Origin of the sequence: Nitrospirillum pindoramense (genome assembly GCF_007827955.1) — a bacterium.
GTDB lineage: Bacteria > Pseudomonadota > Alphaproteobacteria > Azospirillales > Azospirillaceae > Nitrospirillum > Nitrospirillum amazonense_B.
Genome location: NZ_VITR01000001.1, coordinates 547,489 through 572,320 on the forward strand (window position 1 = coordinate 547,489; position 24,832 = coordinate 572,320).

Sequence of the window (24,832 nt, forward strand, 5' to 3'; positions counted from 1 at the left end):
ATTGGACGTCCCGTCAGGTCGCGGCGGCGGCTTCGGCGCGCTTGTGCTTATGGATAAGGTGCAGGTTGCGGGCATAGACCACCAGCCCCGGCATCTGGCCGGCGATGATGACCAGGTCCGGCTTCAGCAGGCCGTACAGCAGCACCAGGGCGCCACCCGCCAGGCTGAAATACCAGAAGGTCACGGGCACGACGCTGCGGCCGGCGCGCTCACTGGAAATCCACTGCACGATGAAGCGCGACATGAACATCGCCTGGCCGAACAGGCCGAAGGCGGCGATCCAGCCGTTCTTGCCCAGGGCTTCCTGCCACCAGTGTGCCAGGAACTGGGCGATATGCTCCCACACCATGGCCTCAAACCTCCCTCACGGTGCCGGGCATGGTGTTCCGCCGCAGCATCCACAGCATGCCCAAGAGGTCGAAGAAGCCGACGAAGGCGCGGCCGATGTTGGTGTACTTGGACCGGCCGGCGTGGCGCTTGCGGTCGTTGATGGGCACGTTGGCCATCTTCCAGCCGCTGTAGGTCGCCACGGTGGGGATGAAGCGGTGGATGGCGTCGAACTGCGGCAGTTCCAGCATGGCGGCGCGGTGCACCAGCTTGAAGCCGCAGCCGGTGTCGGGGCAGCCGTCGCGCAGCAGCGACCGGCGGATGCCGTTGCCCAGGCGCGAGGTGATCTTCTTGGCCAGGGTGTCGTCGCGGCGGCGGCGGATGCCGCACACCACCTTCACCTCTGGGTCCCGCTCTACCGCCGCCAGCATGGGCGCGATGTCGCGGGGGTCGTTCTGCATGTCGCCATCGACCATCATGATCCAGTCGGTCTTGGCCGCATGGCAGCCGCTGCGGATGGCGCGGCTCTTGCCCGCGCGCTGGCCGTGGCGCAGGACCCGCACGAACGGGTATTTGGCCTTGGCTTGCTGCAGCTCCGCCGGCGTGCCGTCCGTGCTGCCGTCGTCGACGAACAGGACCTCATAGTCCCCGGGGTAGGGCGCCACGGCTTGCAGCTCTTCCAGGAGCGGCAGGATGTTGCCCTGCTCGTTCAGGACGGAAATCAGGATGGTGTAGCGCAAACCCATCACCTCGGCGCACGGAGGGCACGAAAAAATCCGGGCCGCCGCCTCGGCAGAGGCGCCCGGGACATGTTTGGGGCAGGAAGCTACAGTTTGCCGCCAGCGTCAACAAGGGCGGCCTGCCCCGGGGTGCTGGATAGGGCAGGGGTGCCTTGCGGCGGCGCGCCTTGAAGGTCGCCGCTTTGCGAACGCCGCCGCGCCGGGGAGCCTCAGGCGACAGAGGCCAAGGGCGCGTCCAGGGCCAGCACATCCGCCAGGCTGACGCTGCGCACGCCGGCGGCCGTCCAGTCGCGCCTCGCGGCGGTGAGGGAGCCGTGCAGGTCGATGGCCCGGCAGGCGTCCTCCACGATCAGCGCCTCGAAGCCCAGGCGCGCGGCGTCGGTGGCGGAGTAGGCGACGCAATAGTCCGTGGCCAGGCCCGCCAGGTAGATCCGCTGCACCCCGCGTTCGCGCAGCGCGCCGGCCAAGCCGGTGGGCGTCACCCGGTCATTCTCGAAAAAGGCGGAATAGCTGTCGATATGCGGGCGGAAGCCCTTGCGCACCACCAGTTGCGCCTTGTCGACCGCTGGGGCCAGCCCGGCGTGGAAGGCGGCCCCTTCCGTCCCCTGGACGCAGTGGTCAGGCCATAGCATCTGTGGCCCATAGGGCATCTGCACCATGTCGAACGGGCGATGGCCGGCATGGGCGCTGGCGAAGGAACGGTGGCCCGCCGGGTGCCAGTCCTGGGTCAGGATCACGGTGGCGAAATGGGCGGCCAGCTCATTGGCCGGCCCCACCACCGCGTCGCCATCGGCGACGGCGAGGGCCCCGCCGGGGCAGAAATCGTTCTGGATGTCGATCAGGATCAAGGCGTCGGTGTCGGTGCGCATTCGGACTGCCTGGCGTTCGGGCGGCTCCTGCGGCGGCGGGAGGCACGCGTGATGGTTTCCAGCGACTCCGCGCCCAAAGGCGCCGCCGCCTTCACACGGGGAATTCATTCATTCGAAACACATCGTACATGAAAAAGCCCTCCCGAACCGCAGTTCGGGAGGGCTGATTCTTTTAGGATTATGGCCCTAGGCCCTCTGTCCGAAGGGGCCTAGGGCCAGAAGGGCTTACTTCAGCACGCGGCTCCACCAGCCTTTTTTGGGCTGTTCCACCGGCGGGTTCAGCTCCACCGACGGATGCGCTGCGGGGGCGGCTTCACCGGCCGGGGCCACGTCGGCCGCCGGTTCCGTTACCACCGGCTCCGCTACCACCACAGGCGCCTCGGGCGCCGGGGCAGTGGGGGCCGCCTCGGCAACCGGCGCGTCAGCCACGGTCGGGGCCTCCTCGCTGGAAACCTCGGCTGCGGGGGCGGCTTTCTTGCGGCTGCGGGGGGCGCGCTTGGGCTTGGCCGGGGCTTCTTCGGCGACTGGCGCGGCGTCGACCGCGGGGGCTACGGCGTCGGTCACTGCCGGGGTTTCCTCGGTGGAAACGTCGGCGGGGGGAACCTCGGCTGCGGGGGCGGCCTTCTTGCGGCTACGGGTGGCGCGCTTGGGCTTGGCCGGGGCCTCCTCCGCGACCGGCTCGGCGGCCGGGGCCGCGTCGACCGGGACGGGTTCCGTCACCGGGGCCGTCACCGCTTCGGCCGGGGCCTCGACCACTGGCTCGGTGGCGGGCACCGGAACGGCGGCATCCACCTCGGCGATCACCGCATCGCCCTCGGTACCTTCGGCCGCGACGACGTCACCATCGTCGCCCTCAAAGGTGTCACTCCCCGTGACGTCACCCTCGGTGCCTTCGCCCTCGGCGCCATGGCGGCCGCGACGGCGACCGCCGCGCTTGCCGCGACGGCGCTTCTTGCGCTCACCATTGGCGTCATCGCCGTCAGCGGTCTCCAGACCCTCGGCGCCCTCGCCATCGGCATCCTCGCCGGCGGCAGGTTCGACGCCTTCACCGGCGATGGCCGCGTCGGCGGACTGTTCCCCCTCGGGGATGTCGGCGGTCTGCGGCGCGCCTTCGCCCCGCTCGTGCCCACCGCCACGGCGGCGGCGGCGGCGGCGGCGGCGATCCTGGCCGTTGCCTTCGCCATTGCCGCTCTCAGCCGTGGTCTCCTCGACCTCTTCCTCGGCGACCTCTTCCTCAACCTCGTCCGCCTTTTCCAAGGCGCGGTCGGTTTCGGCGTAGATGCGCTCGGCGCTGACGGCGGCGGCGGGCTGGTCGTCGGCAGCCGTGCGGGCGCGGATGCGCTCCAGACGGTGGTCCGGCGGCACCAGGCTGTCGTCGGTCGACAGGAAGACGCGCAGGCCGTAGCGGCGCTCGATGGCCGTCAGGGCGTCGCGCTTCTGGTTCAGGATGTACAGGGTGACCGAGCTGGCGGCCGTCACCGTGATCTCGGTGGAGCGGCGGCGGATGCCCTCATCCTCGATGGCCCGCAGCACGGCCAGGGCCGCGCTTTCCAGCGACCGCACCATGCCCGTGCCCTCGCAGTGCGGGCAGCGCTCGAAGTTGATTTCCTGCAGGCTGGGGCGCAGCCGCTGACGCGACAGCTCCATCAGGCCGAAGGGGGAGATGCGGCCCAGCTGGATACGCGCCCGGTCGGCCTTCATGGCCTCCTTCAGGCGCTTTTCGACCGCGGCGTTGTTCCGGCCGTCCTCCATGTCGATGAAGTCGATGACGATCAGGCCGGCCAGGTCGCGCAGGCGCAGCTGGCGGGCCACCTCTTCGGCGGCCTCCAGGTTGGTGCGCACCGCCGTCTCCTCGATGTTCCGCTCCTTGGTGGAGCGGCCGGAGTTCACGTCGATGGCGACCAGGGCTTCCGTCTGGTTGATGACGATGTAGCCGCCGGAGCGCAGCTGCACCACCGGGTTGAACATGGCGTCGATCTGGTTTTCCACCTGGAAGCGGTGGAACAGCGGAATGTCGTCCGTGTAGGGCTGGATCTTCTTGGCGTGGCTGGGCATCAGCATGCGCATGAAGTCCTTGGCGGTGCGGTAGCCCGCAGCGCCTTCCACATGCACTTCGTCGATGTCGCTGGCGTACAGGTCGCGGATGGACCGCTTGATGAGGTTCGCTTCCTCATAGATCAGCGCCGGCGCCACCGCCTGCATGGTCTGCTCGCGGATGTTGTCCCACAGACGCATCAGGTACTCGAGGTCGCGCTTGATCTCCTGCTTGGACCGTTCCATGCCCGCGGTGCGCAGGATGACGGCCATGCCTTTCGGAATGTCCAGCTCCTCCAGCAACTCCTTCAGGCGCTTGCGGTCCTGCGGGTTGGTGATCTTGCGGGAGATGCCGCCGCCCCGGGGGGTGTTGGGCATGAGCACGCAGTAGCGGCCGGGCAGCGACAGATAGGTGGTCAGGGCGGCGCCCTTGGTGCCGCGCTCTTCCTTCGTCACCTGCACCAGCAGGATCTGCCGGCGGCGGATGACTTCCTGAATCTTGTAGGAGCGCAGCGAGCGGGGACGGCGGCGTTCCTCGCCCTCTTCCTCGGCATGCGCGGCCTCGCCAGGGTGGCCGTTTTCCTGGGGCGCGCGGTCGCCGTTGCGGTCGCCCCGCTCGCGGCCGCGACGGCCGCGGCGGCCGCGATGGCGGCGGCGGTCGCCGCCCTGGCGGCCCGCGTCGCCTTCACCGGTTTCGCCATCGGCATCGGCGGCTTCGCCATCGGCGCCCTCTTCACCCTCGGTGTCGCCGTCGGTGTCGTCGTCCTCGCCATCATCCTCGACGAATTCCGCCGTCTCGCCATCGGCGTCGCCGCTGGCGGCGTGCTCGGCGGGCAGTTCCTCGGTGATGTAGGGCTGCTCGATGGTCAGCGGCTGAGCCGGCGGCACATAGGCGTCTTCCGGGTGGCCCTCCGGCACCACCAGGTCGGTGGCCACCGTCTCATGGGCGCCCACCTCGTCCGCGACCGCCTGATAGGCGGCGGCGGGTTCGGCCTGGGCGTCGTCGTAGCTGACGGCGGAGGCGCCGGCCTCCAGCAGGGGCGGATGCTCCGCCGCGTGCAGGGCCTCCTCCTCCTCGTGCTCCAGTGCCTCGCGCTCCCGCTCCAGCTCCTCCTGCTCGCGCAGCAGGGCCTCGCGGTCGGCGACCGGGATGCGGTAGTAGTCGGGATGGATTTCGGAGAAGGCGAGGAAGCCGTGGCGGTTGCCGCCGTATTCCACGAAGGCCGCCTGCAACGACGGCTCCACCCGGATCACCTTGGCAAGATAGATATTGCCCTTCAGCTGCTTCCGGCTGGCGATTTCAAAATCAAGCTCATCGAGCTTGTTACCGTTGACGACGACGACCCGGGTCTGCTCCGGATGCGTGGCGTCGACAAGCATACGCTTGGCCATTTTTTATCCTCATGGCACAGGGACGGCATGCCCGCACGACGGACGGGCCCACCGGTGTGCCACCGTTTAGTGCCGAAGCGTCGGATCCCCATCGCCGCCGAGGGAAGAGCACCCCGAAACGGCGCTTCCAGGAAGCGGCCAGCGGGGGGGCGGGCGACACGGACCTGGCGCCAGCCCCTATCCTTAATCAGGGGGCCGGCACCGGCTTCGTGGTTTCACAGGACCGAGCATCCCCTCAAGCGCCACGCCCACGGATCGCATCGCAGCGGACTTGGCTGGCTGCGGCACGAAACCCGGGGGCGACGCCCCCACCCCGGGAGGGGCGGGCCAGGATACTGGTTGTCGCGATTTCAAGATAAACACGGGGGGACCCATACTACAATCAAAAGAATCATGGTCCTCGGCGACTGGCCGCGACCGGGCCTTAGTTTGGGACGGGCCGGGTGGGACAGGCGCCGCCACCACACCGCCGCGCGCCCGCCGTTTCTTAGCCAGGATCTCATGATCATGCTTGAAGGGGTTGATTCGGCGGAGGTATAACGCTCCCTGGTACGGCCCGTCTCGTCTCGTTCGGGGGGAACCTGTCTTGTCCGCCTTTGGGCGTCGACATCATCTGTTCTTGGCATATCGGGGGAGGCGACGCGCATCCCTCGCGGGCGCCCTGGTGGGCGCGGCGATGGTGGCCGGGCTGGTCCTGTTTTCGCCCTATGCCGTTTCTCCGGCGGCGGCCGGCAGCCTCGGCACCCTGGGGGCCATGGACCTGGCGCAGGCACAGTCGTTGCGCATGCCCTCCGTCCCCAACCGCAGCGCCGTCCTGGCCGTGCGACTGGGCTTGCAGGGGGACCAGACCCGCTTCGTGTTGGAGATGAGCGCCCGCACCGATTACCACGTCACCACCTCCGTCAGCCCGACGCAGGTGGTGATCGACCTGCCGGCCGTGACCTGGCAGGCGGCGCTGCCCGGCGCCGGCCGGGGCCTGGTCAAGGCGGTGCGCATGACCAACAGCCTGACCGGTTCCGCCCAGGTGGTGCTGGAAACTGATGGCCCGGTGCGCGTGATCAACGCCGATTTCCTGCCGGCGCGGGACGGCCATCCGCCCCGCCTGGTGCTGGATCTGGCCCATGGCGACCTTGGCAGCCTGATGGCGGCCGTCGCCGGGCCGTCCGCCCCGCCGCCACCGCCCACCACCCGGGCGGAGGAAACGCCCGCCGTCGCCGTCCTGCCGGAGGCGTCGCGAACCGAGGCGCCTTCGGGAGGAGGGGTGCCGGTGGGGACGGGGGGGGCCGTGGTGCCGGCCGCCAACCGCATCGGCGCCTTGCCGCCCGAGCCGCCGCCCAAGGCGGCCCCGGTGGTGGTGGTGCCGCCGGCGCCAGGGGCCAAGCCCACCCTGCGCGACCGCACGCCCCTGATCGTTCTGGACCCCGGCCATGGCGGCGACGACCCCGGTGCCACCGCCGTCACCGGGGTCTATGAGAAGGACATCACGCTGGCCACCGCCCGGGTGCTGGCCCGCGCGCTGGAGGCCACCGGCCGCTATCGCGTGGCGCTGACGCGGGACAGCGATGTCTTCATCCCCCTGCGTGACCGGCCAGGCAAGGCGCGGGCGCTGGGTGCCGACCTGTTCATCTCCCTGCATGCCGACATCGTGGTGGGCCGGTCCGTGCGCGGCCTGTCGGTCTACACCCTGTCGGACAGGGCCACCGACCGTGAGGCCGACATGCTGGCCCAGCGCGAGAACCGGTCCGACGCCATCGCCGGCCTGGATCTGGCGGACCAGAGCACTCAGGTCGCCAGCATCCTGATCGACCTGGCGCAGCGCGACACCCGCAACCAGTCGCGGCGCCTGGCTAACCTGGTGGTGGAGTCGGTGGGGCGGGACATCGCGCTGCTGAATTCGCCCTTACGCTCCGCCGGCTTCGCCGTGCTGACGGCGCCGGACGTGCCGGCCATCCTGGTGGAGATGGGCTACCTGTCCCATCCCACCGACGCCCGCCTGTTGACCGCGGACAGCCACCGCCGGCGCTTCGCCGCCGACATGGTGCGCGCCATCGACAGTTATTTCGGGCCCCGACGGCCCGCTTCGCGCAAATAAGCCATAATCGTGTCGCGTTAGCTTCCCGCGGCAGTCGTGCGCCTGGGGCATGCGCGCCGCCGCCGGCCGGACGGCGACAGGGCGGGCGCTTCCTGCTAGGGTGCCGCGATCTTTTGGTCTTATCGCCTGCGGGTGTCGGTCGGTTCCATGCGCATTATCGTCAAGCTGTTGGTCGTGCTGTTGATTCTGGCGGGGGCCGGCTGCGTCGGCGTCTACCTGGGCTATCGCCATTACGCGGCCGACCTGCCGGACTATCACCAGCTGGTGGATTATCAGCCGCCCACAGCCACGCGGGTGCAGGCCGGCGACGGCCGGCTGATCGCGGAGTTCGCGGCGGAGCGGCGGGTGTTCGTGCCCATCAGCCTGATCCCCAAGCGCGTGCGCCAGGCCTTCGTCTCGGCCGAGGATCAGAACTTCTACCAGCACGGTGGCGTCGACTGGCTGGCCATCGCCCGTGCCATGGCCACCAACGTGGAACGGGTGGGGCAGGACCGGCGGCCCATCGGCGCCAGCACCATCACCCAGCAGGTGACGCGCTTGTTCCTGCTGAACAACGAGGTCAGCTACGTACGCAAGATCAAGGAGGCCATCCTCTCCTACCGGATCGAGGACGCGCTCTCCAAGGACCGCATCCTGGAGCTGTACCTGAACGAGATTTTCCTCGGCAACCGCTCCTTCGGCGTCGCGGCCGCCGCGCTGAACTACTTCAACAAGTCGCTGGATGAGCTGACGGTGGATGAGGCGGCCTTCCTGGCCAGTCTGCCCAAGGCGCCGGACCGTTATTACCGCGACCGCTTCCACGATGCCGCCATCGCCCGCCGCAACTACGTGCTGGGCCGCATGGCGGAGGATGGCTACATCACCACCGCCGAGGCCAAGGAGGCGCAAGGTCGGCCGCTGACCTTCCGCGACCGTCATGCCGAAGGCCAGGTCGATGCCGATTACTTCGTGGAGGAGGTGCGGCGCGAGCTGCTGTCCGTCTACGGCGAGTCCAAGCTGTATGAGGGCGGCCTGTCCATCCGCACCACCCTCGACCCCAAGCTGCAGCAGGCGGCTGTGGAGGCCCTGCGCCATGGGCTGGAGGCGTTCGACCGCCGCAAGGGCTGGCGTGGCCCCGTGGCTCACCTGGAAGGCCCGGCCAACTGGCAGGACCAGCTGGCCAAGGCGACCCTGCCGGCCGGTGGCGAACGCTGGCAGTTGGCCGTCGTGCTGAAGGCTGACGGGGAAGAGGCCGCCATCGGCCTGAAGGACGGCAGCCAGGGCAAGCTGCAGCCGGCCGACGTGCGCTGGGCCAAGCGCGCCACCGCCCTCACCGCCGGCGATCTGATCATGGTCGAACCGGCGATGTCGGAGGCCAAGCCGGCGTCGAAGGGCCAGAAGGCGGAAGAACCGGCGCCCATGCCCGGCGTCTACGCCCTGCGCCAGATTCCTGAGCTGCAAGGCGCTGTCGTGGCCATGGACCCGCGCACCGGCCGCGTCCTGGCCATGAGCGGTGGCTTCAGCGCCCGCATCAGCGCCTTCAACCGTGCCACCCAGGCCAACCGCCAGCCCGGTTCCGCCTTCAAGCCCTTCGTCTACCTGGCCGCCTTGGACCGGGGCTTCACCCCCTCCAGCCTGGTGCTGGACGCGCCCTTCTCGCTGGAGCAGGGGCCGGGGCAGGAGAAGTGGCGGCCCAGCAACTACACCGATCAGTTCTATGGCCCCACGCCGCTGCGCGTGGGCATCGAGAAGTCGCGCAACGTCATGACCGTGCGCTTGGCGCAGAACATCGGCATGCCGGCGGTGGTGAATGAGGCCAAGCTGTTCGGCATCAGCGACCATCTGGCGCCGGAACTGTCCATGGCGCTGGGTGCCGGTGAAACCACGGTGCTGAAGCTGACCACCGCCTACGCCATGCTGGACAATGGCGGCAAGCGCATTACCCCCACCTTCGTCGACCGGGTGCAGGACGCCAGCGGCAAGACCATCTACCGCCACGACCAGCGGGCCTGCGAGGGTTGCCAGCTGACGCCCGGTTCCGTCGCCGCAGGCGCCGACGTCGGTGCTGTGCCGGATGTGCCCGACACGCGTGAACAGATCGAGGACCCCCGCACCGTCTACCAGATCGTCAACATCCTGCAGGGCGTGGTCGATCGCGGCACGGCGGCGGCGCTGCGGGTGCTGGGCAAGACACTGGCAGGCAAGACCGGCACCACCAACGACAGCCAGGACGCCTGGTTCGTCGGCTTCTCCCCCGACCTGGTGTTCGGCGTCTTCACCGGTTATGACCAGCCGCGCTCCCTGGGCGACCATGAGACGGGCGCCTCGGTCGCCGTACCCATCTTCAAGGAGTTCATGGAGACGGCGCTGGCCGACAAGCCCTCGCTGCCCTTCCGCGTGCCGCCCGGCGTGCGCCTGGTGCGCGTGAACCCTGAGACCGGCCGCTTGGCCGAACCTGGCGACCGCAAAGCCATCTGGGAAGCCTTCATCCCCGGCACCGAGCCCAAGGGCGGCGAAGGCGTGCTGGATGGCGGCGACGGCGGCAGCGTCTGGGTGCAGGCCACCCCGGCGGCGCAGCAGCAGGGGACACAGATGGGAACCGGAACCGGGACTGTGTACTAAGCGTGCCTCAGGCGCCGGCAGGACATCCGGTCCTTGGCTGTCCTCGGTTTCCAGTCCACTTCGTTACCCGGAAACCTCCGGCTGCCGCTATCGCGTCCAACGGCGTGACGGCTCACGCCGCCGGCCGGTGAAAAAAAACGGGCCGCCCGGTGATGGGGCGGCCCGTTCCGTTTCGCGCTATCGCTTACGCGGCCGGCTTCAGGCGGGCGGCGGCGCTGGCATGGGACAGGTTGGGCTTCAGCTTCTGGCGGGCGTCCTCATAGGCCTGCCAGTCAGCGGCATCAGGCAGGGCAGGGATGGTGATCAGTTCACCTTGGTCCAGGCCCGCCAGCGCGGCGTCCACCATCTCCTCCGCCGGCATCACGATCTCCTGCGGTAGGTGTTCCACCGGCACGCCGGCCACGCCCCAGAACTCCGTCCGCGTGGCGCCAGGCAGCACGGCCTGGGCACGCAGGCCCTTGCCCGCCAGCTCATGGTGCAGCGACTGGGTGAAGGCGACGACGAAGGCCTTGGTGCCGCCGTAGGTACCGTTCAGGATCTCCGGCGCGATGCCGGCGATGGAGGCGATGTTGATCACCAGGCCCCCGCCGCGCTTCACCAGGCCGGGCACGGCGGCGTAGGTCAGGCGGGTCAGGGCGGTGACGTTCAGCTGGATCATAGCTTCCATGGCGTCCACATCCGCGTCCAGCAGCGGTGCCGTGGCACCCACGCCGGCATTGTTCACCAGGGCGGTGATGCGGGCGTCCTCACGCAGGCGGGCTTCCACGGCGCGCAGGTCGCTGGCCTTGGTCAGGTCGGCGGCCAGCACCTCCACCGTGCGGCCGGTTTCGGCGGCCAGGCGCTGGGCCCGCTCCTGAAGGCGGCCGGCGTTACGCGCCACCAGGATCAGGTCATAGCCGCGGCGGGCCAGACGGTCGGCATAGATGGCGCCGATGCCGGAGGAGGCGCCGGTGACGACAGCGGTACCTTTGGTGGAAATGGTGCTCATGATCCGGTTTCCTTTCGCTTGGACACCGGCGGGCCGCCGGCGTTGACAAGGGAAAGATAGCGGCGCAGGGTCTTGTCACGAATGTCATTGATGCCACTTTTCAGGACATATCGCTGCCCACCCTGACCTGATCCCCTGATCTGGAGAGCCCCCATGCGCCGTGTCGGTGTTGTCGTCTTCCCCGGTTTCCAGATCCTGGATCTCGTGGTCGTCACGGTGTTCGAGGTGGCGAACATCCTCGCCGGCCGGCCGGTCTATGACGTGCATCTGGTGTCGGAGATGGGGGGGATGGTGGTCAGCTCCTCCGGCGTGGCGGTGCAGGCCCAACCGCCGGGGGACCTCAGTTATGACACGCTCATGGTCGCCGGCGCCCTGGACTTGGCTGTGGTACCTGCCAGCCTGGCGGTGTTCGTCCGCGGGGCGGCCCGCGTCTCCCGCCGCACCGCCAGCATTTGCACGGGCGCCGCCATCCTGGCGCGCGCTGGCCTGCTGGAAGGGCGGCGGGTTACGACCCACTGGCTGGTGGCCCGTGCCCTGCAGCGGGAATTCCCCACCCTGCGCATGGAGGAGGACCGCATCTTCATCCAGGACGGCCCCATCTGGACCTCGGCCGGCATGACCGCCGGCATCGACCTGGCGCTGGCGCTGGTGGAGGAGGATCTGGGCGCCGACATCTCCCGCGCGGTGGCGCGCAAGATGGTGGTGTATCACCGCCGCCCGGGCGGGCAGTCCCAGTTCTCCGCCCTGCTGGAACTGGAACCGCGCTCCGACCGCATCCAGACGGTGCTGCGCTACGCCCGCGAGAACCTGAAGGAGGATCTGTCGGTGGAGCGGCTTGCCGAGGTGGCGCACCTCAGCCCCCGGCAGTTCAGCCGCGCCTTCCATGCCGAAACCGGCCAGTCACCCGCCAAGGCGGTGGAGAATTTGCGCTTGGAGGCCGCGCGCGTGCTGATGGAGGAGGGGCGCCATCCCATCGAGATCATCGTGCGCGAAACCGGCTTTGGCGACCGGGAGCGTATGCGCCGCGCCTTCCTGCGCGCCTTCGGCCAGCCGCCCCAGGCCTTCCAGCGGACCGCGCGGCTCAGCGCCTGACGGTGCCTGATTAAAATCGATTTTAATCGGAGGGGTAACGGGCCCGATATATACGAGAAAATATAACGAAGCCCCATAAGGACCCTCATCATGATCCGCCCCACCGCCATAGGCGCCGTGGTGTCAAGCGTGCTTGCCTTTGGCGCGCTGACTGGCACGGCCTACGCCCAGAGCACCGACGTCCTCAGCGATTACTTCAACAACTGGTACGCCCGCGTCGATCAGGCCCAATCCAGCCAGCCTGGCTGGGTGACGCCGCTGGTCACCGTGACCCCCCGGCTGGAGCAGGAGTTCCGCTTCGACCAACTGAACCAGTACCAAGGCACCGGCGCCATGGTCCGTAACTATGGCGGCGGCAAGGGCCTGGAACTGATTCCGACCGCGACCACCGAGGTGGTGCTGAACATTCCGCCTTATCAGGTGCGCTCCAATATCAAGCCGGTTCAGGGCTTCGGCGACGATCCCGTGCTGCTGGTTAAGCAGCGCCTGCTGTCCGCCACTGCGGACCCTCAGCGTCCTTGGGGCGGGGACTACATCGTCACCGCCTTCCTGGGCTTCCAGGCGCCTACCGGCATCAAGGCCTTCACCAACGACGCCTGGCTGGTCACCCCCACCCTGGCCGCCGGCAAGGGCTTCGGCCGGGTCGACATCCAGGGCACCGTGGGTGTCGCCCTGCCCCTGGCGCATGAGGTCACCATCGGCCGGGCGGTGGCCACCAACGTCACCTTCCAATATCACCTGGACGATTATTTCTGGCCGGAGCTGGAGGTGAACGACACCTATTGGTCCGGCGGCCTGCGCGACGGCAAGAACCAGGTGCTGCTGACCCCCGGCATCATCTTCGGCCGCTTCCCGCTGGGGGGCCATTCCAAGGCCAATTTCGGCTTTGGCTACCAGTTCGCGGTGTCGCCCACGCTGCAACGCGAACCGGCGCTGACGCCGACCTTGGATCACGCCTGGATTTTCACCGGCCGCGTCTCGTTCTGAAGGACTGGTCAGGCCGGAATGCTGAGCCCGCCCAGCGTTTGGCGCAGGGCGGCCGCCCTGTCCTCGCCATTGGCCGCCTCAAATTCCCGCTGGGCTTCCCGCCACAGCAGGGTGCCGGCGCGCAACGCCTCACGTCCCTTGTCGGTCAGGGTGATCTCATGGCTGCGCCGGTCGGTGGGGCAGGGTACGGTTTGGATCAGGCCCTCCCGCTCCAGCGGGCGCAGGTTCTTGCCGGTGGTGGTGCGGTCCAGATCCAGGCGCGCCGCCATCTCGTTCACCGACAGGGCGCCAGCCTCATATACCATCGCCAGCATGGAGAACTGCGTCACGCGCAGGCCGGTGGGTGCCAGCCTGGCATCATAGAAGTTCGTCATCCGCCGGGCCGCCCGCCGCAGGGCGTTGCAGTTGCAGTGGGCGACGCCGTCGCGCTGCCAGTCAAAGGTCATGTCCTCATCCTCCTGGCGCTGTTCTAACAGGTGCTGGCATCCAGCGCCAGATAAGAGTATATGCTCCTATATAAGGGCATATGCTCTTATCCATTCAAAAGGGGATGATCGCCATGACTGACATCGGCACGACGCCGGCGGAAACCTTATCCGGCGCCGCGGAAAGCGATCGGGTGGAGGCCAAGCCGGCGCCGCCCACCCGCCACGCGCTGCTGCACGGGCCCATTGTCCCCACCATGCTGCGTTTGGCCCTGCCCACCATTGTGGTGTTGGTCATCCAGACGGCCGTCGGCGTGGCGGAGACCTATTATGTCAGCGCGCTGGGCACGGACGCGCTGGTGGGGGCGGCCCTGGTCCTGCCGGTGTCCATGCTGATGACCATGGTGGCGGCGGGGGGCATTGGCGGCGGCGTGGCCGCAGCGGTATCGCGGGCCGTGGGGGCGGGGCGGACGCGGGATGCCAATGCCCTGGTGTTCCACGCCCTGGCCCTGGCCATCGCTTTTGGCCTGGCGTTCACCCTGGGCCTGGGGCTGGGTGGGCCGGCGCTCTATCGCCTGTTGGGTGGGACCGGAGGGGCGCTGGCGGCGGCCCTGTCCTATTCCGGCTGGCTGTTCGCCGGCGCTGTGCCGGTATGGATCATCAACCTGATGTCGGCCGTGCTGCGCGGCATCGGCAACGTGCGGGTACCGGCGCTGGTCACCCTGGTCGGGGCGGCGATCATGATTCCGCTGTCGCCCTTGCTGATCTTCGGCATTGGTTCCTTCCAGGGCTTCGGCGTCGCCGGCGCCGGCATGGCGGTCAGCGGCTACTACACCGTGGCGGCGGGCGTGTTGCTGGCCTACATGGCGCGTGGTCGCTCGGGCCTGACGCTGCGCCGCGTGCCGCTTGAAGGACGGCTGTTCCGCGACATCCTGGGGGTGGGTGTCGTCTCGGCCCTCAGCGCTTTGCAATTAAACCTGATCACCTTGCTGGTGACGGGTGCCGTCGGACGCTTCGGGACTGAGGCGCTGGCCGGCTTCGGCATGGGCTCCCGCCTCGACTATCTGCTGATCCCGCTGCTGTTCGGCCTGGGCACGGCGGTGCTGACCCTGGTGGGCACGGCCATGGGGGCGGGCGATGCCCCCCGCGCCCGGCGCGCCGCCTGGATCGGGGCCTTGATGGCCGCTGGGGTGACGGAGACGATTGGGCTGGGTGTGGCGCTGTGGCCGGCCGCCTGGGTCGACCTGTTCAGCCATGACCCCGCCGTGCTCGCCCACGGTGCCCATTACCTGCGCACCGTCGGCCCAGTCTACGGCGCCGTCGGCCTGACCTTCATTTTGGGCTTCGCCTCCCAAGGCGGCGGCCGGCCTTTGTGGGCGTTCCTGGCCGGCACGGTGCGCCTGATTGTCGCGGCGGGCGTGGGGTGGCTGGCCGTGGGGTTGGGCGCCAGCCTGGGCGTCCTGTTCGCGCTGGTGGCCGCCGCTTCCGTCGCGTCCGCCGCGCTTTGCATCACCGCCGCCCTGACCGGCGCCATCTGGCGGCCGGGGCGGGAGTGATTCTAACTGGTTGTATTAATGGATCATTGCAATCATTTAAGTTGACTCCGGGACCGTCCCAGGTCAAAAAAGTTTGGCAGACACAGAGAAGCCGTGGCCTGACCACCTTGCCGCTTGGGAGGCGGCGCCGATCCGTTGGACCCGCCCCCGGTCCCGCAGGGACCGTCTTGTTTTGATCATTTCATAATGTCAGGCCCCCGCCTTCGGGCGGGGCGGTCGCAGCCGTGCGCCTTCCGCGACCTTTCAAACAATGGGGAAGACAATGACGATCATTCAGCCCTATGGCGTTGCCATTACCCAGGCCATCGCGAGTGGTGACCTGGAGGAAATGAAACGGGCCAAGGCCTTGGCCGAAGATCATGTGCAGCGTTACGGCGACATCCCGACACTGCTGACGCACCTGAAGGCGGCCATCGCCAAGCTTGAGGCCGGCAAGACACCCTGATCCCGCCGCTGGGCAGGGGCTTTTTTTTATCCGCAACCACAACTTAAGAGGGATATATTGTGAGTCACATTCCCCTTTACGCCGTCGCCGCCACCCAGGCCATCGCCAAGGGCGACCTGACGCAGCTGAAGAGCCTGCACGCCGAGGCCGAAAAGCACCTGCAGGAGTATGGCGACGTCGCCACCGTGCTGCAGCTGCTTAAAGTCGAAATCGCCAAGGCCGAAGCGGCCAAGCCCTGATCCCACCCCCTAATCCCAAGTCCTGAATCCCGGAGGAAAACCATGTCATCCATTCACCACCTGTACGGCGTTGCCATCACCGACGCCATCGCCAAGGGCGACCTGTCGGAACTGAAGAAGCTGGCCGCCGAGGCCGAGGCGCATGTGCAGCAATACGGCGACATCCCCACCCTGCTGACGCACCTGAAGCTGGAGATTGCCAAGGCCGAGGCGCGCAAGCCCTGAGCCTGCCGCCATCGTGAGACCGGCCGGCGCCCCCGGGGTGCCGGCCTATTTCAACACTCTTCAAGGGCTTCCCCCATGGACAACAGCGCGTCCGCCTTGCCGCCCACCGATCAGGAGGTTCCCGTCCGCTTCCGCCGGATGGAGGACCACCACAACCTGGTGCCGGTGCATGTGGTGTGGGAGATCACGCTGGCCTGTAATCTCAAGTGCCAGCACTGCGGCTCCCGCGCCGGCCGGCCCCGCGCCGATGAACTGACGACGGCGGAGGCGCTGGACCTGGTGGACCAGCTGGCCGCCCTGGGCACGCGGGAGATGAGCCTGATCGGAGGGGAGGCCTATCTGCGCCGCGACTGGATCGACATCGTGCGCCGCTGCCGCGACCATGGCATGCGCACCGCCATCCAGACCGGCGCCCGCAACCTGACCGATGCCCGGCTGGACCAGGCGGTGGATGCCGGTCTGCAAGGGTTGGGCGTCTCCATCGATGGCCTGCCGGAACTGCACGACCGCGTGCGCGGTGTCCCGGGATCCTACGACCAGGCCATCAGCGCCCTGCGCCGGGCCAAGGCGCGCGGGCTGGATGTGTCGGTCAACACCCAGATCGGGCCGGAGACGCCGGCCCATCTGCCGGAGTTGATGGACCGCATCATCGAGGCCGGCGCCACCCATTGGCAGATCCAGCTGACCGTGGCCATGGGCAATGCCGTCGACAACCCGGACCTGCTGTTGCAGCCCTATCAGTTGATCGACGTCATGCCCCTGCTGGCACGCCTGTATCAGGAGGGGGCGGAGCGGGGCCTGCTGATGATCGTGGGCAACAACATCGGCTATTTCGGCCCGTATGAGCGCATGTGGCGGGGCTATGGCGATGAGACCATGCACTGGACCGGATGCGCCGCCGGCCAGACCGCCATCGGCATCGAGGCCGATGGCACCATCAAGGGCTGCCCCTCGCTGGCGACCTCGCTCTATTCCGCCGGCCATGTCCGCGACATGACGGTGGAGGACATCTGGCGCCATACCGAGCGCATCAGCTTCGGCCGCCTGCGCTCGGTGGATGAGATGTGGGGCTACTGCCGCACCTGTTATTATGCCGACGCCTGCCGCGCCGGCTGCACCTGGACGTCCGAATCGCTGCTGGGCCGCCGGGGCAACAACCCCTACTGCCACCACCGGGTGTTGGACCTGGCCAAGCACGGCCTGCGCGAGCGGGTGGTGAAGGTCAAGGAGGCGCCGCCGGAGAGCTTCGCCATCGGCGAATTCGCCCTGATCACCGAGGCCATCCCCGGCATGACGGACGCGCCACCCCTGCCGGCGCGCGATCCGGCCCAGGTGCACATCCACCCCCGCGAACGCGCGGCCGGCGGCGGCACCACCCCGCCGAAGCTGGAGGTCTGCCGGGGCTGCGACCAGTATATCTGGCCGCACGAGGAGACTTGTCCCCACTGCGGCTCGGACGTGGCGGCGGAGGCCGCCCGCCACGCCGAGGACGCCGCCCGCCGCCGTGCCCTGATCGACCAGGCCAAGCGCTTCCTGGCGGGCGCGCGGGCGGCGAGCGCGGCGGAGTAGGGAGGACTTCCGCCTTACTTGCCGATGACGGCGTCGATCATCTTTCGGGCGTCTGAGCAGGAGAAGGTTTGGGATTTGTCGTCCGCCTGATGGACGATCATGGCGTACTTCCCGAAGAACGCCGTCCCATACTTCTGCTGAACCTCCTGCTGGCGGGCCAAATAGAGCTTCATGATCTGGTTGTCTTCGTCCGGGGTGATCTTCTCGCAGCGTTCACCCACGTCCATGGCCCAGGCGTAGGGGATGACGGCGAGGGCCAGGCTGTTGGCCAGCCGGTCCTCGTAGGCGTCCCGGACCACCTTGGCGGCGGTGCCACAGCTCTCGGCGGCCGCAGCCGTTTGGGCCGTTTCATCCAATTTGCGTAACGTGTCCTGCTCCCTGGGCGCCTTAGCCACGACATAGGCTTGGACGTCCTGGACGAAGGTATCGATAACCGGCCGTTCCTCGCTGTTCAGGATGTGACACTTGTCATCCAGAAGCTGCGCCTGGCGGTTGCTGGCGTAGTTGCCGAGGGCACCACGCATGTCTTCCGCCCAAGCCATGGCAGGCATCAAAAGCACCAACGCCGCCGACAGCACGACGATGTGCGGCCACTTGGCCGTGACCTTCAGCATTCCCAAGTCCCCCTAGGCATGGCCCTCAGCCAATCACACCCCCGCCTGCAGGCCCTTCACGAACTCCGACAGGCCCACCTGGCGGCGGCGCACCAGGCGCTCGGCGGTCAGGATGGCGTGGGCCTTGGCGACGGAGGTGTCCACGTCGTTGTTGATGATGACGTAATCGTACTCGGCCCAGTGGCTCATCTCGTTGGACGCCTTGCTCATGCGCTTGGCGATCTCGGCCTGGCTGTCCTGGGCGCGGCTGGTCAGGCGGCGTTCCAGTTCGCGGGCCGACGGCGGCAGGATGAAGATACTGACCAGGTCGTCGCGGGCCTTTTCCTTCAGCTGCTGCGTGCCCTGCCAGTCGATGTCGAACAGCACGTCGCGGCCGCTGGCCAGCGCCTGTTCCACCGGCTCACGCGGGGTGCCATAGTAGTTGTCGAATACCTTGGCGTATTCCAGCAGCTTGCCCTGGTTCACCATCAGGTCGAACTCGGTCAGGCTGGTGAAGTGGTAGTCCACGCCCGCCACCTCGCCCGGCCGCTTGGCGCGGGTGGTGGCGGAAACCGACATGGTCAGCTCCTGGTCCTGCTCCAGCAGGCGGCGGGCGATGGTGGTCTTGCCCGCACCCGAGGGTGAGGACAGCACCAGCATCAGGCCGCGGCGGTGCATGTAGGGGGGCAGGGCGGGGGACGGGGTGTCGGCGGTCATCTCGGGCGTGCTCATTCGATATTCTGGACCTGTTCGCGGAACTGCTCGATCGTGGCCTTCAGCGACAGCCCAATGCGGGTCAATTCCACGTCGGCGGACTTGGAACAGAGGGTGTTGGCCTCGCGGTTGAATTCCTGGCACAGGAAGTCCAGCCGGCGGCCCACGGCGGCGCCCTCGGCCAGCATGTCGCGGGCCTGGGCGATGTGGGCGCGCAGGCGGTCCAGTTCCTCCCGCACGTCGGCCTTGGCGATCAGCAGCGCCGCCTCCTGGGCCAGGCGCTCCTCCGGCAGGGCCGGCACGGCCTCCAGCAGGGCCTGCACCTGGGTCTTCAGCTTGTCGCGCAGGGCGGCGGGCTGCAGGGCGGCGGTGTTGGCGGCGGCCTCGGTCAGGGTGGCGATCTCATGCAGGTGGCCGGCCAGCACCTCCGCCAGGCGGGCGCCTTCGGCCAGGCGGGCGGTGGACAGCGCCTGGATGGCCTGGGTCACGGTCTTGGCCATGGCGGCCTCCAGCGTCGCCCGCTCCTCCGGCTGCTCCGTCTCCTCACCGGTGTCGATGACGCCCCGGATGGCCAGCAGGGCGTCCAGCCGGGGCGGGGCGGCGCCGGCGCCCTCGATCTCCCGCGCCAGTTCCAGCACCTGGGCCAGGAACTCGCGGTTCAGGCGCAAGGGGGCGGTGGTGGTGGCGCGGTTGACCGTCAGGTTCAGGGTGACGTTGCCACGGCGGATGAGGCGGTTCACCTCCGTCCGGGCCAGCGCCTCGATGGCATCGAAGCCGGAGGGTTGGCGGGTACGCAGGTCAAGGGCGCGGCCGTTGACGCTTTTCACCTCGACGATCCACGAGATGCCGCCAAGCGCACCTTCCGTGCGGGCGAAGCCGGTCATGCTGGCGAGGGGGGCGGTCTTGCTCAAAGGATAGGATCCGGGGTACGGGAAGGGCGACAGGGACGCATCGACGCGCTGCCGCTGGACCAGCGGCGAGACATGCTGCATCGTCTTGAGCCCAGGGTTATAGCCCGTGGGGACGGCGACAAACAAGCGAGCGCCACAGGTGCCCGCGGGGTGCGGGCCTTGCGGTGGGCGCTGGGGGCACGCCCTCCGTGACGAGACAGGCGAAGGGGAACGGGCGGTGCAGTCGCCGAACAGTATTCTGATCACCGGCGCGTCCAGCGGCATTGGCGAGGCCTTGGCCTTGGCCTATGCGGTGCCGGGGCGCCAGCTGTGGCTGACGGGTCGTGATTCGGCGCGGCTGGCGGCGGTGGCCGATGCCGCGCGCGCCAAGGGTGCGCGGGTCACGGCGGCGGCGCTGGACGTGCTGGATCGCCAGGCCTTGGGCGACTGGATCCGGGCGGCCGATGACGGCGTGCCCATCGACCTGGCGATCGCCAACGCCGGCATTTCCGGCGGCACGGGCGGTGGGGACGGGCTTTCCGGAGAGACCGAGGAGCAGGCGCGCCGCATCCTGGCGGTGAACATCGAGGGCGTGCTGAACACCATACACCCCCTGATTCCGCGCATGGTGGCGCGCAAGCGGGGGCAGTTGGCGCTGATGTCCTCGCTGGCCGCCTTTCGCGGCATGCCCGGCGCCCCGGCCTACTGCGCCTCCAAGGCGGCGGTGCGGTCGTATGGCGAGGGGCTGCGGGGGGAGCTGATGGGCCAGGGCGTGCAGGTCACCGTCATCTGTCCCGGCTTCGTGCGCAGCCGCATGACGGCGGTGAACACCTTTCCCATGCCCTTCCTGATGGACGCGGACAGGGCCGCGCGCATCGTCGTGCAGGGCCTGGCCGCCAACCGGGCGCGCATCGCTTTCCCCTGGCCAACCTATGCCGTGTCCTGGCTGCTGGGCGTCCTGCCCCCCAGCTGGACCGACGCCCTGCTGGCCCAGGCGCCGCGCAAGGCTTAGAAGCCAACTTCTCCAAATGGGACATACGCCTTTGGGTGCGAGAACAATACGTGATGGTGCCGTTTCCGGGCGGGGGGCCGCCGATCTGGCACCGCCCAAGCTGGCGACCCTGGAATGGGGGCGCTTCCTGGCCGCGACCGCGGTCGTCTTTGGCCATACGGGCCCCAACGTTGACAAGCTGGCGGCGCCGGGCGTGGGGCCCGTGCTGGGCGGCTGGCCGGTGCCCGGTGCGCTGGGCGTGACCTATTTCTTCGTCCTGTCCGGCTTCGTGATGATGATGGTCCATGCTGGCGATTGGGGCGACATCGCCGCCGTGCCGCGCTTCTGGTGGCGCCGCCTCTGCCGAATCTATCCCGCCTACTGGCTGGCGCTGCTGATCCCGTTTTACTTCCTCCATTCCCTGATCACGCCGGAAGCGGCCATACCGATGATTCTGCTGTCACCGGGGCATGATCGGGAGTTCATACCGGCGGCCTGGACCTTGCGGCATGAACTGGTCTTCTATTTCTTCTTTGGCTTGGCCCTGATACCCCGGCTGGGACCCGTCGTCCTGGCCGCCTGGGTCTTCGCCACCTTCTGGCGCTGGATACCGTGGCCGGTCCTGGACATGCTGCATCTGCCGCGTTCGGTATGGCTGAGCCAAGTGGCCAATCCCTGGGGGATGCGGGCGATCAGCTACTTCAATTTCTATTTCATGGCCGGCTTGGCCGCCGGATGGATATTCGTGAAGTTTCGTCCCGGGCGCCGGACCAGTCTGGCCCTGGCGGCGCTGGGGGCCGCGTTGATTCTCGTGACGCTGCCCGACCTCGCCTGGGGCAGGGAGTACGGCGGGCAGGTGATGTTCATGCGCATGGCGGTCCAGGTCGGGCTGCTGATGCTGGGGCTGGCGGGATTGGAACGTCATGGCGTGCTGCGCGGGGGACGGCTCGCCCGCCGGGCCGGCGCCTTATCCTACCCGCTTTACGTCATTCACATGCCGCTGCTGCTGGCGCTGGAGATTACCCTGCCGAAACTCGCGCTGTCCGGGCCGGCGTTGCTCGGGGCGTTGGTGGCGGTGCTGGCGCTAATCTATCTCAGCGCCTGGCTGATCACGGCGCTGTTCGACCAGCCGGTTCAGCGCCTTCTCCGCGCTTCCGAACAGTGGATCACATCACGGCTGCCGGGCTGGGCCGCCGTCCCTCAGTCCCGGGTGTAGCCCCACACCGCCGCCGGCGGGATGTTGGACATGGCCCAGCCCAGGCGCTTGCCCGCCAGGCCCAGGGCCTGGCGGCGCAGGGGGGAGCGGAAGGAATAGGTGAAGGCCAGGAACCGGCGGCCGCGCGGCATGACGGCATAGGCCTCATCCATGATCTGGCGCTGGGCCTCGGTCGGGATCAGGATCATGGGGATGCCGCAGACGATGGTGCCGACCTTGCCCACCCATTGCGGCGGAAGCAGGGTGCGCACGTCCTTCACATCGCCCAGCAGCACCGTGACGCCCGGGAATTTGGCCGTCATGTAGGCGTGCAGCTCCTTATCCCGCTCGATCACGAACAGGCGAGAGGCGGGAATGCCGGAGTCCAGCAGCGCCTTGGTGATGGCGCCCGTGCCGCCACCATATTCCACCACGATCTCATCCGCCTCGCGCCGCACATGGCGGGCCATCAGGCGGCCCAGGGAGGGGGCCGACGGCGTGATGGAGGCGATGGAGACGGGGTTGGCCGCCCAGCGGCGGAAGAACAGCCAGGCGGGGTTCTCGCTGGCCGGGCTATGGGCCCGGGGGGCATGCCCGTGCCCATGCGGATGGCAGCTCTTGGCGGAGCCCCGGGCGGCGAATTTCTTGCCGTTCAAGGTCGTCTCGGCGCGATCAGTCGGCATGGGTCAGGCGTTCCTCAGCATCGGCATTCCAGCGGCGGTGCGTCCCACTGAAGACGGCATGTCTCCAGATGGGCGTAAGGCTGTTCAGGTCGTCGCTCCCCGGGTGGGAGCCCTGGGCCCCAGGCCCCGGGAACAAGTTTATGCACGGAACATAGGCGCACAGATGGCACGCACCGCCCCGATTTGCAATGATGGCTGTGTTACACCCCGGTTTCGGTTACGCAATTTCGGACTGGGGGCCACGAGCGGGGTGCGGCGCATGGGCGCAGGCGACCGGCCTCACGCGCCCGCCGCCATCGCCTCTTCCAGCTGTTCCGACAGGGTCAGCCAAGCCTCCTCGGCGGCGTCCAGGTCCTTCTGCACCTGGCCCAGCTCGATCTGCAGCTTGGTCACGGCCTCCTTCGGGCCCTGGTACAGGGCGGGATCGGCCAGTTTCTCATCCAGCTTGGCCTTCTTGGTGCCCAACTGGCCCATGCGCTTCTCCGCGTCCTCCACCTTGCGGCGCAGGGGGGCCAGTTGCTGGCGCAGCTCGGCCGCCGCGCGGCGTTCCTCCTTGCGGTCGCGGCCGGCGGCGGGGGTGACGTCGCGCGAGGCGCTGTCGCTGCGGCGCTGGTCCAGCAGCCAGGCGCGGTATTCGTCGAGGTCGCCGTCATAGGGCTTGCAGGTCCCGTCGGCCACCAGCCACAGCCGGTCGGCCGTGAGTTCCACCAGGTGCGGGTCGTGGCTGATGAGGATGACGGCACCCTGATAGCCGTTGATCGCCTCCACCAGCGCCTCGCGGCTGTCGATGTCCAGGTGGTTGGTCGGTTCGTCCAGCAGCAGGATGCCCGGCGCCTCCCGGCTCATCAGCGCGAACAGCAGGCGCGCCTTCTCCCCGCCCGACAGGTCGCGAATCAGGGTGTCGGCCTTGATCTGGGGGAAGCCGAAGCGGCCCAGGTGGTTGCGCACCTGCTGCTCGGTGGTCCCTTTCATCGCGGCCTGGGTCTGCTGCACCGGCGTCCAGGCCAGGTTCAGCTCCTCCGCCTGGTGCTGGGCGAAGTATCCGACCTTCAGCTTGGAGGATCGGCGAACCTCGCCCCCCATGGGGGCCAGCCGCCCGGCCAGCATTTTCACCAGCGTGGACTTGCCGTTGCCGTTGGCGCCCAGCAGGGCGATGCGATCCTCAGGGTCGATGCGCAGGTTCAGGTTGCGCAGGATGGCCTTGTCGCCGTAGCCCACCGCGGCGCCGTCCATGTTGATCAGCGGCGGCGACAGCTCCTCGGGCGAGGGGAAGTCGAAGCGCGTGCGGTGTTCCTCCAGCACGGTAATGGCCGGACCCAGCTTTTCCAGCGCCTTCAGGCGGCTTTGCGCCTGCTTGGCCTTGCTGGCCTTGGCGCGGAAGCGGTCCACGAAGTCCTGCATGTGCTTGCGCTGGGCCTCCTGCTTGGCCGACTGGGCCTTCAGGTTCTCCAGCTTGGCGGCGCGCACGGTGACGAACTGGTCATAGCCGCCGCTGTAGGAGGTCAGCTTCTGCTGATCCAGATGGATGGTCGTGGTCGGGACCTTGTTCAGCAGCTCCCGGTCGTGGCTGATCAGCAGGATGGTGTGGGGGTAGTTCTTGAGATAGCTCTCCAGCCACACCGTGGCTTCCAGGTCCAGATGGTTGGTCGGCTCGTCCAGCAGCAGCAGGTCGGGCTGGGTGAACAGCACGCCGGCCAGGGCGACGCGCATGCGCCAGCCGCCGGAGAAGTCGGCGCAGGCCCGCTGTTGCGCCGCCGCGTCGAAGCCCAGGCCGGACAGGATCTGCGCCGCCCGCGCCTCCGCCGAATGGGCGCCGATGTCGGCCAGGCGGGTGTGGATGTCGGCGATGCGGGCGGGGTCGGTCGCCGTCTCCGCCTCCGCCAGCAGCGCGGTGCGTTCGGTGTCCGCCGCCATGACCGTGTCCAGCAGGCTGGTGGCCCCGGCCGGCACCTCCTGCCGCACCATGCCCATGCGCATGCCGCTGGGCAGGCTGATCTCCCCGCCGTCGGGGTGCAACTCGCCGGCGATCAGCTTGAACAAGGTGGACTTGCCCGTGCCGTTGCGGCCCACCAGCGCCACCTTGTGGCCCCTGGGCACGACGACGGAGGCCTGGTCCAGAAGGGTGCGGCCGGCGATGCGGTAGGTGAGGTCGGTGATGGTCAGCATGGTCGCCCTCTTAGCATGG

22 protein-coding genes are annotated in these 24,832 nt (G+C 68.5%); 11 read left to right on the plus strand and 11 right to left on the minus strand.

Annotated features, from left to right (window positions below):
* Positions 1–13: 13 nt before the first annotated feature.
* The 4 genes from FBZ90_RS02230 to FBZ90_RS02245 form a co-directional block, all read right to left on the minus strand.
* Positions 14–349, minus strand: coding sequence for a lipid-A-disaccharide synthase N-terminal domain-containing protein (locus FBZ90_RS02230; RefSeq protein ID WP_145729386.1), 336 nt, complete (start codon positions 347–349; stop codon positions 14–16).
* 4 nt (positions 350–353) lie between these two features.
* Positions 354–1,067 (minus strand): glycosyltransferase family 2 protein, encoded by a 714-nt coding sequence (locus FBZ90_RS02235; protein WP_246130102.1) that lies wholly within the window; start codon positions 1,065–1,067, stop codon positions 354–356.
* A 209-nt stretch (positions 1,068–1,276) separates the two neighbouring features.
* The gene (gene pncA, locus FBZ90_RS02240; protein WP_145729388.1) at positions 1,277–1,936 is read right to left on the minus strand and encodes a bifunctional nicotinamidase/pyrazinamidase; all 660 of its coding nucleotides are present in this window, start codon (positions 1,934–1,936) and stop codon (positions 1,277–1,279) included.
* Between the two features lie 225 nt (positions 1,937–2,161).
* Positions 2,162–5,362: an Rne/Rng family ribonuclease gene (locus FBZ90_RS02245; protein ID WP_145729389.1), complete on the minus strand. Its 3,201-nt coding sequence runs from the start codon at positions 5,360–5,362 to the stop codon at positions 2,162–2,164.
* A 676-nt stretch (positions 5,363–6,038) separates the two neighbouring features.
* Here FBZ90_RS02245 and FBZ90_RS02250 point away from each other — a divergent pair.
* Together FBZ90_RS02250 and FBZ90_RS02255 are read left to right on the plus strand one after the other, a co-directional pair.
* Positions 6,039–7,454 (plus strand): N-acetylmuramoyl-L-alanine amidase, encoded by a 1,416-nt coding sequence (locus tag FBZ90_RS02250; protein ID WP_145729390.1) that lies wholly within the window; start codon positions 6,039–6,041, stop codon positions 7,452–7,454.
* A 147-nt stretch (positions 7,455–7,601) separates the two neighbouring features.
* Positions 7,602–10,055, plus strand: a complete 2,454-nt coding sequence (locus tag FBZ90_RS02255; protein ID WP_246130103.1) for a penicillin-binding protein 1A — start codon at positions 7,602–7,604, stop codon at positions 10,053–10,055.
* Between the two features lie 184 nt (positions 10,056–10,239).
* On the opposite strand, the gene FBZ90_RS02260 is transcribed toward FBZ90_RS02255, so the two are convergent.
* A complete protein-coding gene (locus tag FBZ90_RS02260) occupies positions 10,240–11,043 on the minus strand; it encodes an SDR family NAD(P)-dependent oxidoreductase (protein ID WP_145729391.1) in 804 nt (267 codons plus the stop codon).
* Between the two features lie 153 nt (positions 11,044–11,196).
* Here FBZ90_RS02260 and FBZ90_RS02265 point away from each other — a divergent pair, with 153 nt between their 5' ends.
* Both FBZ90_RS02265 and FBZ90_RS02270 read left to right on the plus strand, forming a co-directional pair.
* Positions 11,197–12,135 carry a GlxA family transcriptional regulator gene (locus FBZ90_RS02265; protein WP_145729392.1) on the plus strand — a complete coding sequence of 313 codons (939 nt, stop codon included), beginning with the start codon at positions 11,197–11,199 and terminating at the stop codon, positions 12,133–12,135.
* 90 nt (positions 12,136–12,225) lie between these two features.
* Positions 12,226–13,122, plus strand: coding sequence for a hypothetical protein (locus FBZ90_RS02270; RefSeq protein ID WP_145729393.1), 897 nt, complete (start codon positions 12,226–12,228; stop codon positions 13,120–13,122).
* A gap of 8 nt (positions 13,123–13,130) precedes the next feature.
* Here the strand turns inward: FBZ90_RS02270 and FBZ90_RS02275 are convergent, their stop codons facing one another.
* Positions 13,131–13,568, minus strand: a complete 438-nt coding sequence (locus FBZ90_RS02275) for a MarR family winged helix-turn-helix transcriptional regulator (protein WP_145729394.1) — start codon at positions 13,566–13,568, stop codon at positions 13,131–13,133.
* 113 nt (positions 13,569–13,681) lie between these two features.
* Here FBZ90_RS02275 and FBZ90_RS02280 point away from each other — a divergent pair, with 113 nt between their 5' ends.
* From FBZ90_RS02280 to FBZ90_RS02300, 5 genes are all read left to right on the plus strand, one after another.
* The gene (locus FBZ90_RS02280) at positions 13,682–15,103 is read left to right on the plus strand and encodes an MATE family efflux transporter (protein ID WP_145729395.1); all 1,422 of its coding nucleotides are present in this window, start codon (positions 13,682–13,684) and stop codon (positions 15,101–15,103) included.
* A 262-nt stretch (positions 15,104–15,365) separates the two neighbouring features.
* The gene (locus tag FBZ90_RS02285) at positions 15,366–15,548 is read left to right on the plus strand and encodes a DUF1843 domain-containing protein (RefSeq protein ID WP_040847170.1); all 183 of its coding nucleotides are present in this window, start codon (positions 15,366–15,368) and stop codon (positions 15,546–15,548) included.
* A 59-nt stretch (positions 15,549–15,607) separates the two neighbouring features.
* The gene (locus tag FBZ90_RS02290; protein ID WP_145729396.1) at positions 15,608–15,787 is read left to right on the plus strand and encodes a DUF1843 domain-containing protein; all 180 of its coding nucleotides are present in this window, start codon (positions 15,608–15,610) and stop codon (positions 15,785–15,787) included.
* 42 nt (positions 15,788–15,829) lie between these two features.
* Positions 15,830–16,012 carry a DUF1843 domain-containing protein gene (locus tag FBZ90_RS02295; protein WP_145729397.1) on the plus strand — a complete coding sequence of 61 codons (183 nt, stop codon included), beginning with the start codon at positions 15,830–15,832 and terminating at the stop codon, positions 16,010–16,012.
* Between the two features lie 75 nt (positions 16,013–16,087).
* Complete coding sequence (locus FBZ90_RS02300) at positions 16,088–17,581, plus strand: GDL motif peptide-associated radical SAM/SPASM maturase (RefSeq protein WP_145729398.1); 1,494 nt, start codon at positions 16,088–16,090, stop codon at positions 17,579–17,581.
* A gap of 14 nt (positions 17,582–17,595) precedes the next feature.
* Here the strand turns inward: FBZ90_RS02300 and FBZ90_RS02305 are convergent, their stop codons facing one another.
* From FBZ90_RS02305 to FBZ90_RS02315, 3 genes are read right to left on the minus strand one after another with little or no spacing between them, the layout of a single operon-like run.
* Positions 17,596–18,195 (minus strand): hypothetical protein, encoded by a 600-nt coding sequence (locus FBZ90_RS02305; RefSeq protein WP_145729399.1) that lies wholly within the window; start codon positions 18,193–18,195, stop codon positions 17,596–17,598.
* 33 nt (positions 18,196–18,228) lie between these two features.
* Positions 18,229–18,891, minus strand: coding sequence for a guanylate kinase (gmk, locus tag FBZ90_RS02310; RefSeq protein ID WP_330495502.1), 663 nt, complete (start codon positions 18,889–18,891; stop codon positions 18,229–18,231).
* Between the two features lie 11 nt (positions 18,892–18,902).
* Complete coding sequence (locus FBZ90_RS02315; protein WP_145729496.1) at positions 18,903–19,772, minus strand: YicC/YloC family endoribonuclease; 870 nt, start codon at positions 19,770–19,772, stop codon at positions 18,903–18,905.
* A gap of 244 nt (positions 19,773–20,016) precedes the next feature.
* Between FBZ90_RS02315 and FBZ90_RS02320 the strand changes: the two genes are divergently transcribed.
* Positions 20,017–20,790 carry an SDR family NAD(P)-dependent oxidoreductase gene (locus tag FBZ90_RS02320; protein WP_145729401.1) on the plus strand — a complete coding sequence of 258 codons (774 nt, stop codon included), beginning with the start codon at positions 20,017–20,019 and terminating at the stop codon, positions 20,788–20,790.
* Positions 20,791–20,806: 16 nt separating this feature from the next.
* Positions 20,807–21,985 (plus strand): acyltransferase family protein, encoded by a 1,179-nt coding sequence (locus FBZ90_RS02325; protein ID WP_186455563.1) that lies wholly within the window; start codon positions 20,807–20,809, stop codon positions 21,983–21,985.
* On the opposite strand, the gene FBZ90_RS02330 is transcribed toward FBZ90_RS02325, so the two are convergent.
* Complete coding sequence (locus FBZ90_RS02330; RefSeq protein ID WP_246130104.1) at positions 21,970–22,647, minus strand: class I SAM-dependent methyltransferase; 678 nt, start codon at positions 22,645–22,647, stop codon at positions 21,970–21,972. The genes FBZ90_RS02325 and FBZ90_RS02330 overlap by 16 nt on opposite strands.
* A 279-nt stretch (positions 22,648–22,926) precedes the next feature.
* Positions 22,927–24,813 (minus strand): ABC-F family ATP-binding cassette domain-containing protein, encoded by a 1,887-nt coding sequence (locus FBZ90_RS02335; RefSeq protein ID WP_145729403.1) that lies wholly within the window; start codon positions 24,811–24,813, stop codon positions 22,927–22,929.
* Between the last annotated feature and the right edge of the window lie 19 nt (positions 24,814–24,832).

Coding starts and splice junctions, on each gene's coding strand:
- FBZ90_RS02255 (WP_246130103.1), top strand. CDS start 7,602: ATGCGCATTATCGTCAAGCTGTTGGTCGTGCTGTTGATTCTGGCGGGG.
- FBZ90_RS02245 (WP_145729389.1), bottom strand. CDS start 5,362: ATGGCCAAGCGTATGCTTGTCGACGCCACGCATCCGGAGCAGACCCGG.
- FBZ90_RS02260 (WP_145729391.1), bottom strand. CDS start 11,043: ATGAGCACCATTTCCACCAAAGGTACCGCTGTCGTCACCGGCGCCTCC.
- FBZ90_RS02315 (WP_145729496.1), bottom strand. CDS start 19,772: ATGACCGGCTTCGCCCGCACGGAAGGTGCGCTTGGCGGCATCTCGTGG.
- FBZ90_RS02265 (WP_145729392.1), top strand. CDS start 11,197: ATGCGCCGTGTCGGTGTTGTCGTCTTCCCCGGTTTCCAGATCCTGGAT.
- FBZ90_RS02250 (WP_145729390.1), top strand. CDS start 6,039: ATGGTGGCCGGGCTGGTCCTGTTTTCGCCCTATGCCGTTTCTCCGGCG.
- gmk (WP_330495502.1), bottom strand. CDS start 18,891: ATGACCGCCGACACCCCGTCCCCCGCCCTGCCCCCCTACATGCACCGC.
- pncA (WP_145729388.1), bottom strand. CDS start 1,936: ATGCGCACCGACACCGACGCCTTGATCCTGATCGACATCCAGAACGAT.
- FBZ90_RS02270 (WP_145729393.1), top strand. CDS start 12,226: ATGATCCGCCCCACCGCCATAGGCGCCGTGGTGTCAAGCGTGCTTGCC.
- FBZ90_RS02285 (WP_040847170.1), top strand. CDS start 15,366: ATGACGATCATTCAGCCCTATGGCGTTGCCATTACCCAGGCCATCGCG.
- FBZ90_RS02335 (WP_145729403.1), bottom strand. CDS start 24,813: ATGCTGACCATCACCGACCTCACCTACCGCATCGCCGGCCGCACCCTT.
- FBZ90_RS02300 (WP_145729398.1), top strand. CDS start 16,088: ATGGACAACAGCGCGTCCGCCTTGCCGCCCACCGATCAGGAGGTTCCC.
- FBZ90_RS02230 (WP_145729386.1), bottom strand. CDS start 349: ATGGTGTGGGAGCATATCGCCCAGTTCCTGGCACACTGGTGGCAGGAA.
- FBZ90_RS02280 (WP_145729395.1), top strand. CDS start 13,682: ATGACTGACATCGGCACGACGCCGGCGGAAACCTTATCCGGCGCCGCG.
- FBZ90_RS02325 (WP_186455563.1), top strand. CDS start 20,807: ATGGGACATACGCCTTTGGGTGCGAGAACAATACGTGATGGTGCCGTT.
- FBZ90_RS02295 (WP_145729397.1), top strand. CDS start 15,830: ATGTCATCCATTCACCACCTGTACGGCGTTGCCATCACCGACGCCATC.
- FBZ90_RS02330 (WP_246130104.1), bottom strand. CDS start 22,647: ATGCCGACTGATCGCGCCGAGACGACCTTGAACGGCAAGAAATTCGCC.
- FBZ90_RS02275 (WP_145729394.1), bottom strand. CDS start 13,568: ATGACCTTTGACTGGCAGCGCGACGGCGTCGCCCACTGCAACTGCAAC.
- FBZ90_RS02305 (WP_145729399.1), bottom strand. CDS start 18,195: ATGCTGAAGGTCACGGCCAAGTGGCCGCACATCGTCGTGCTGTCGGCG.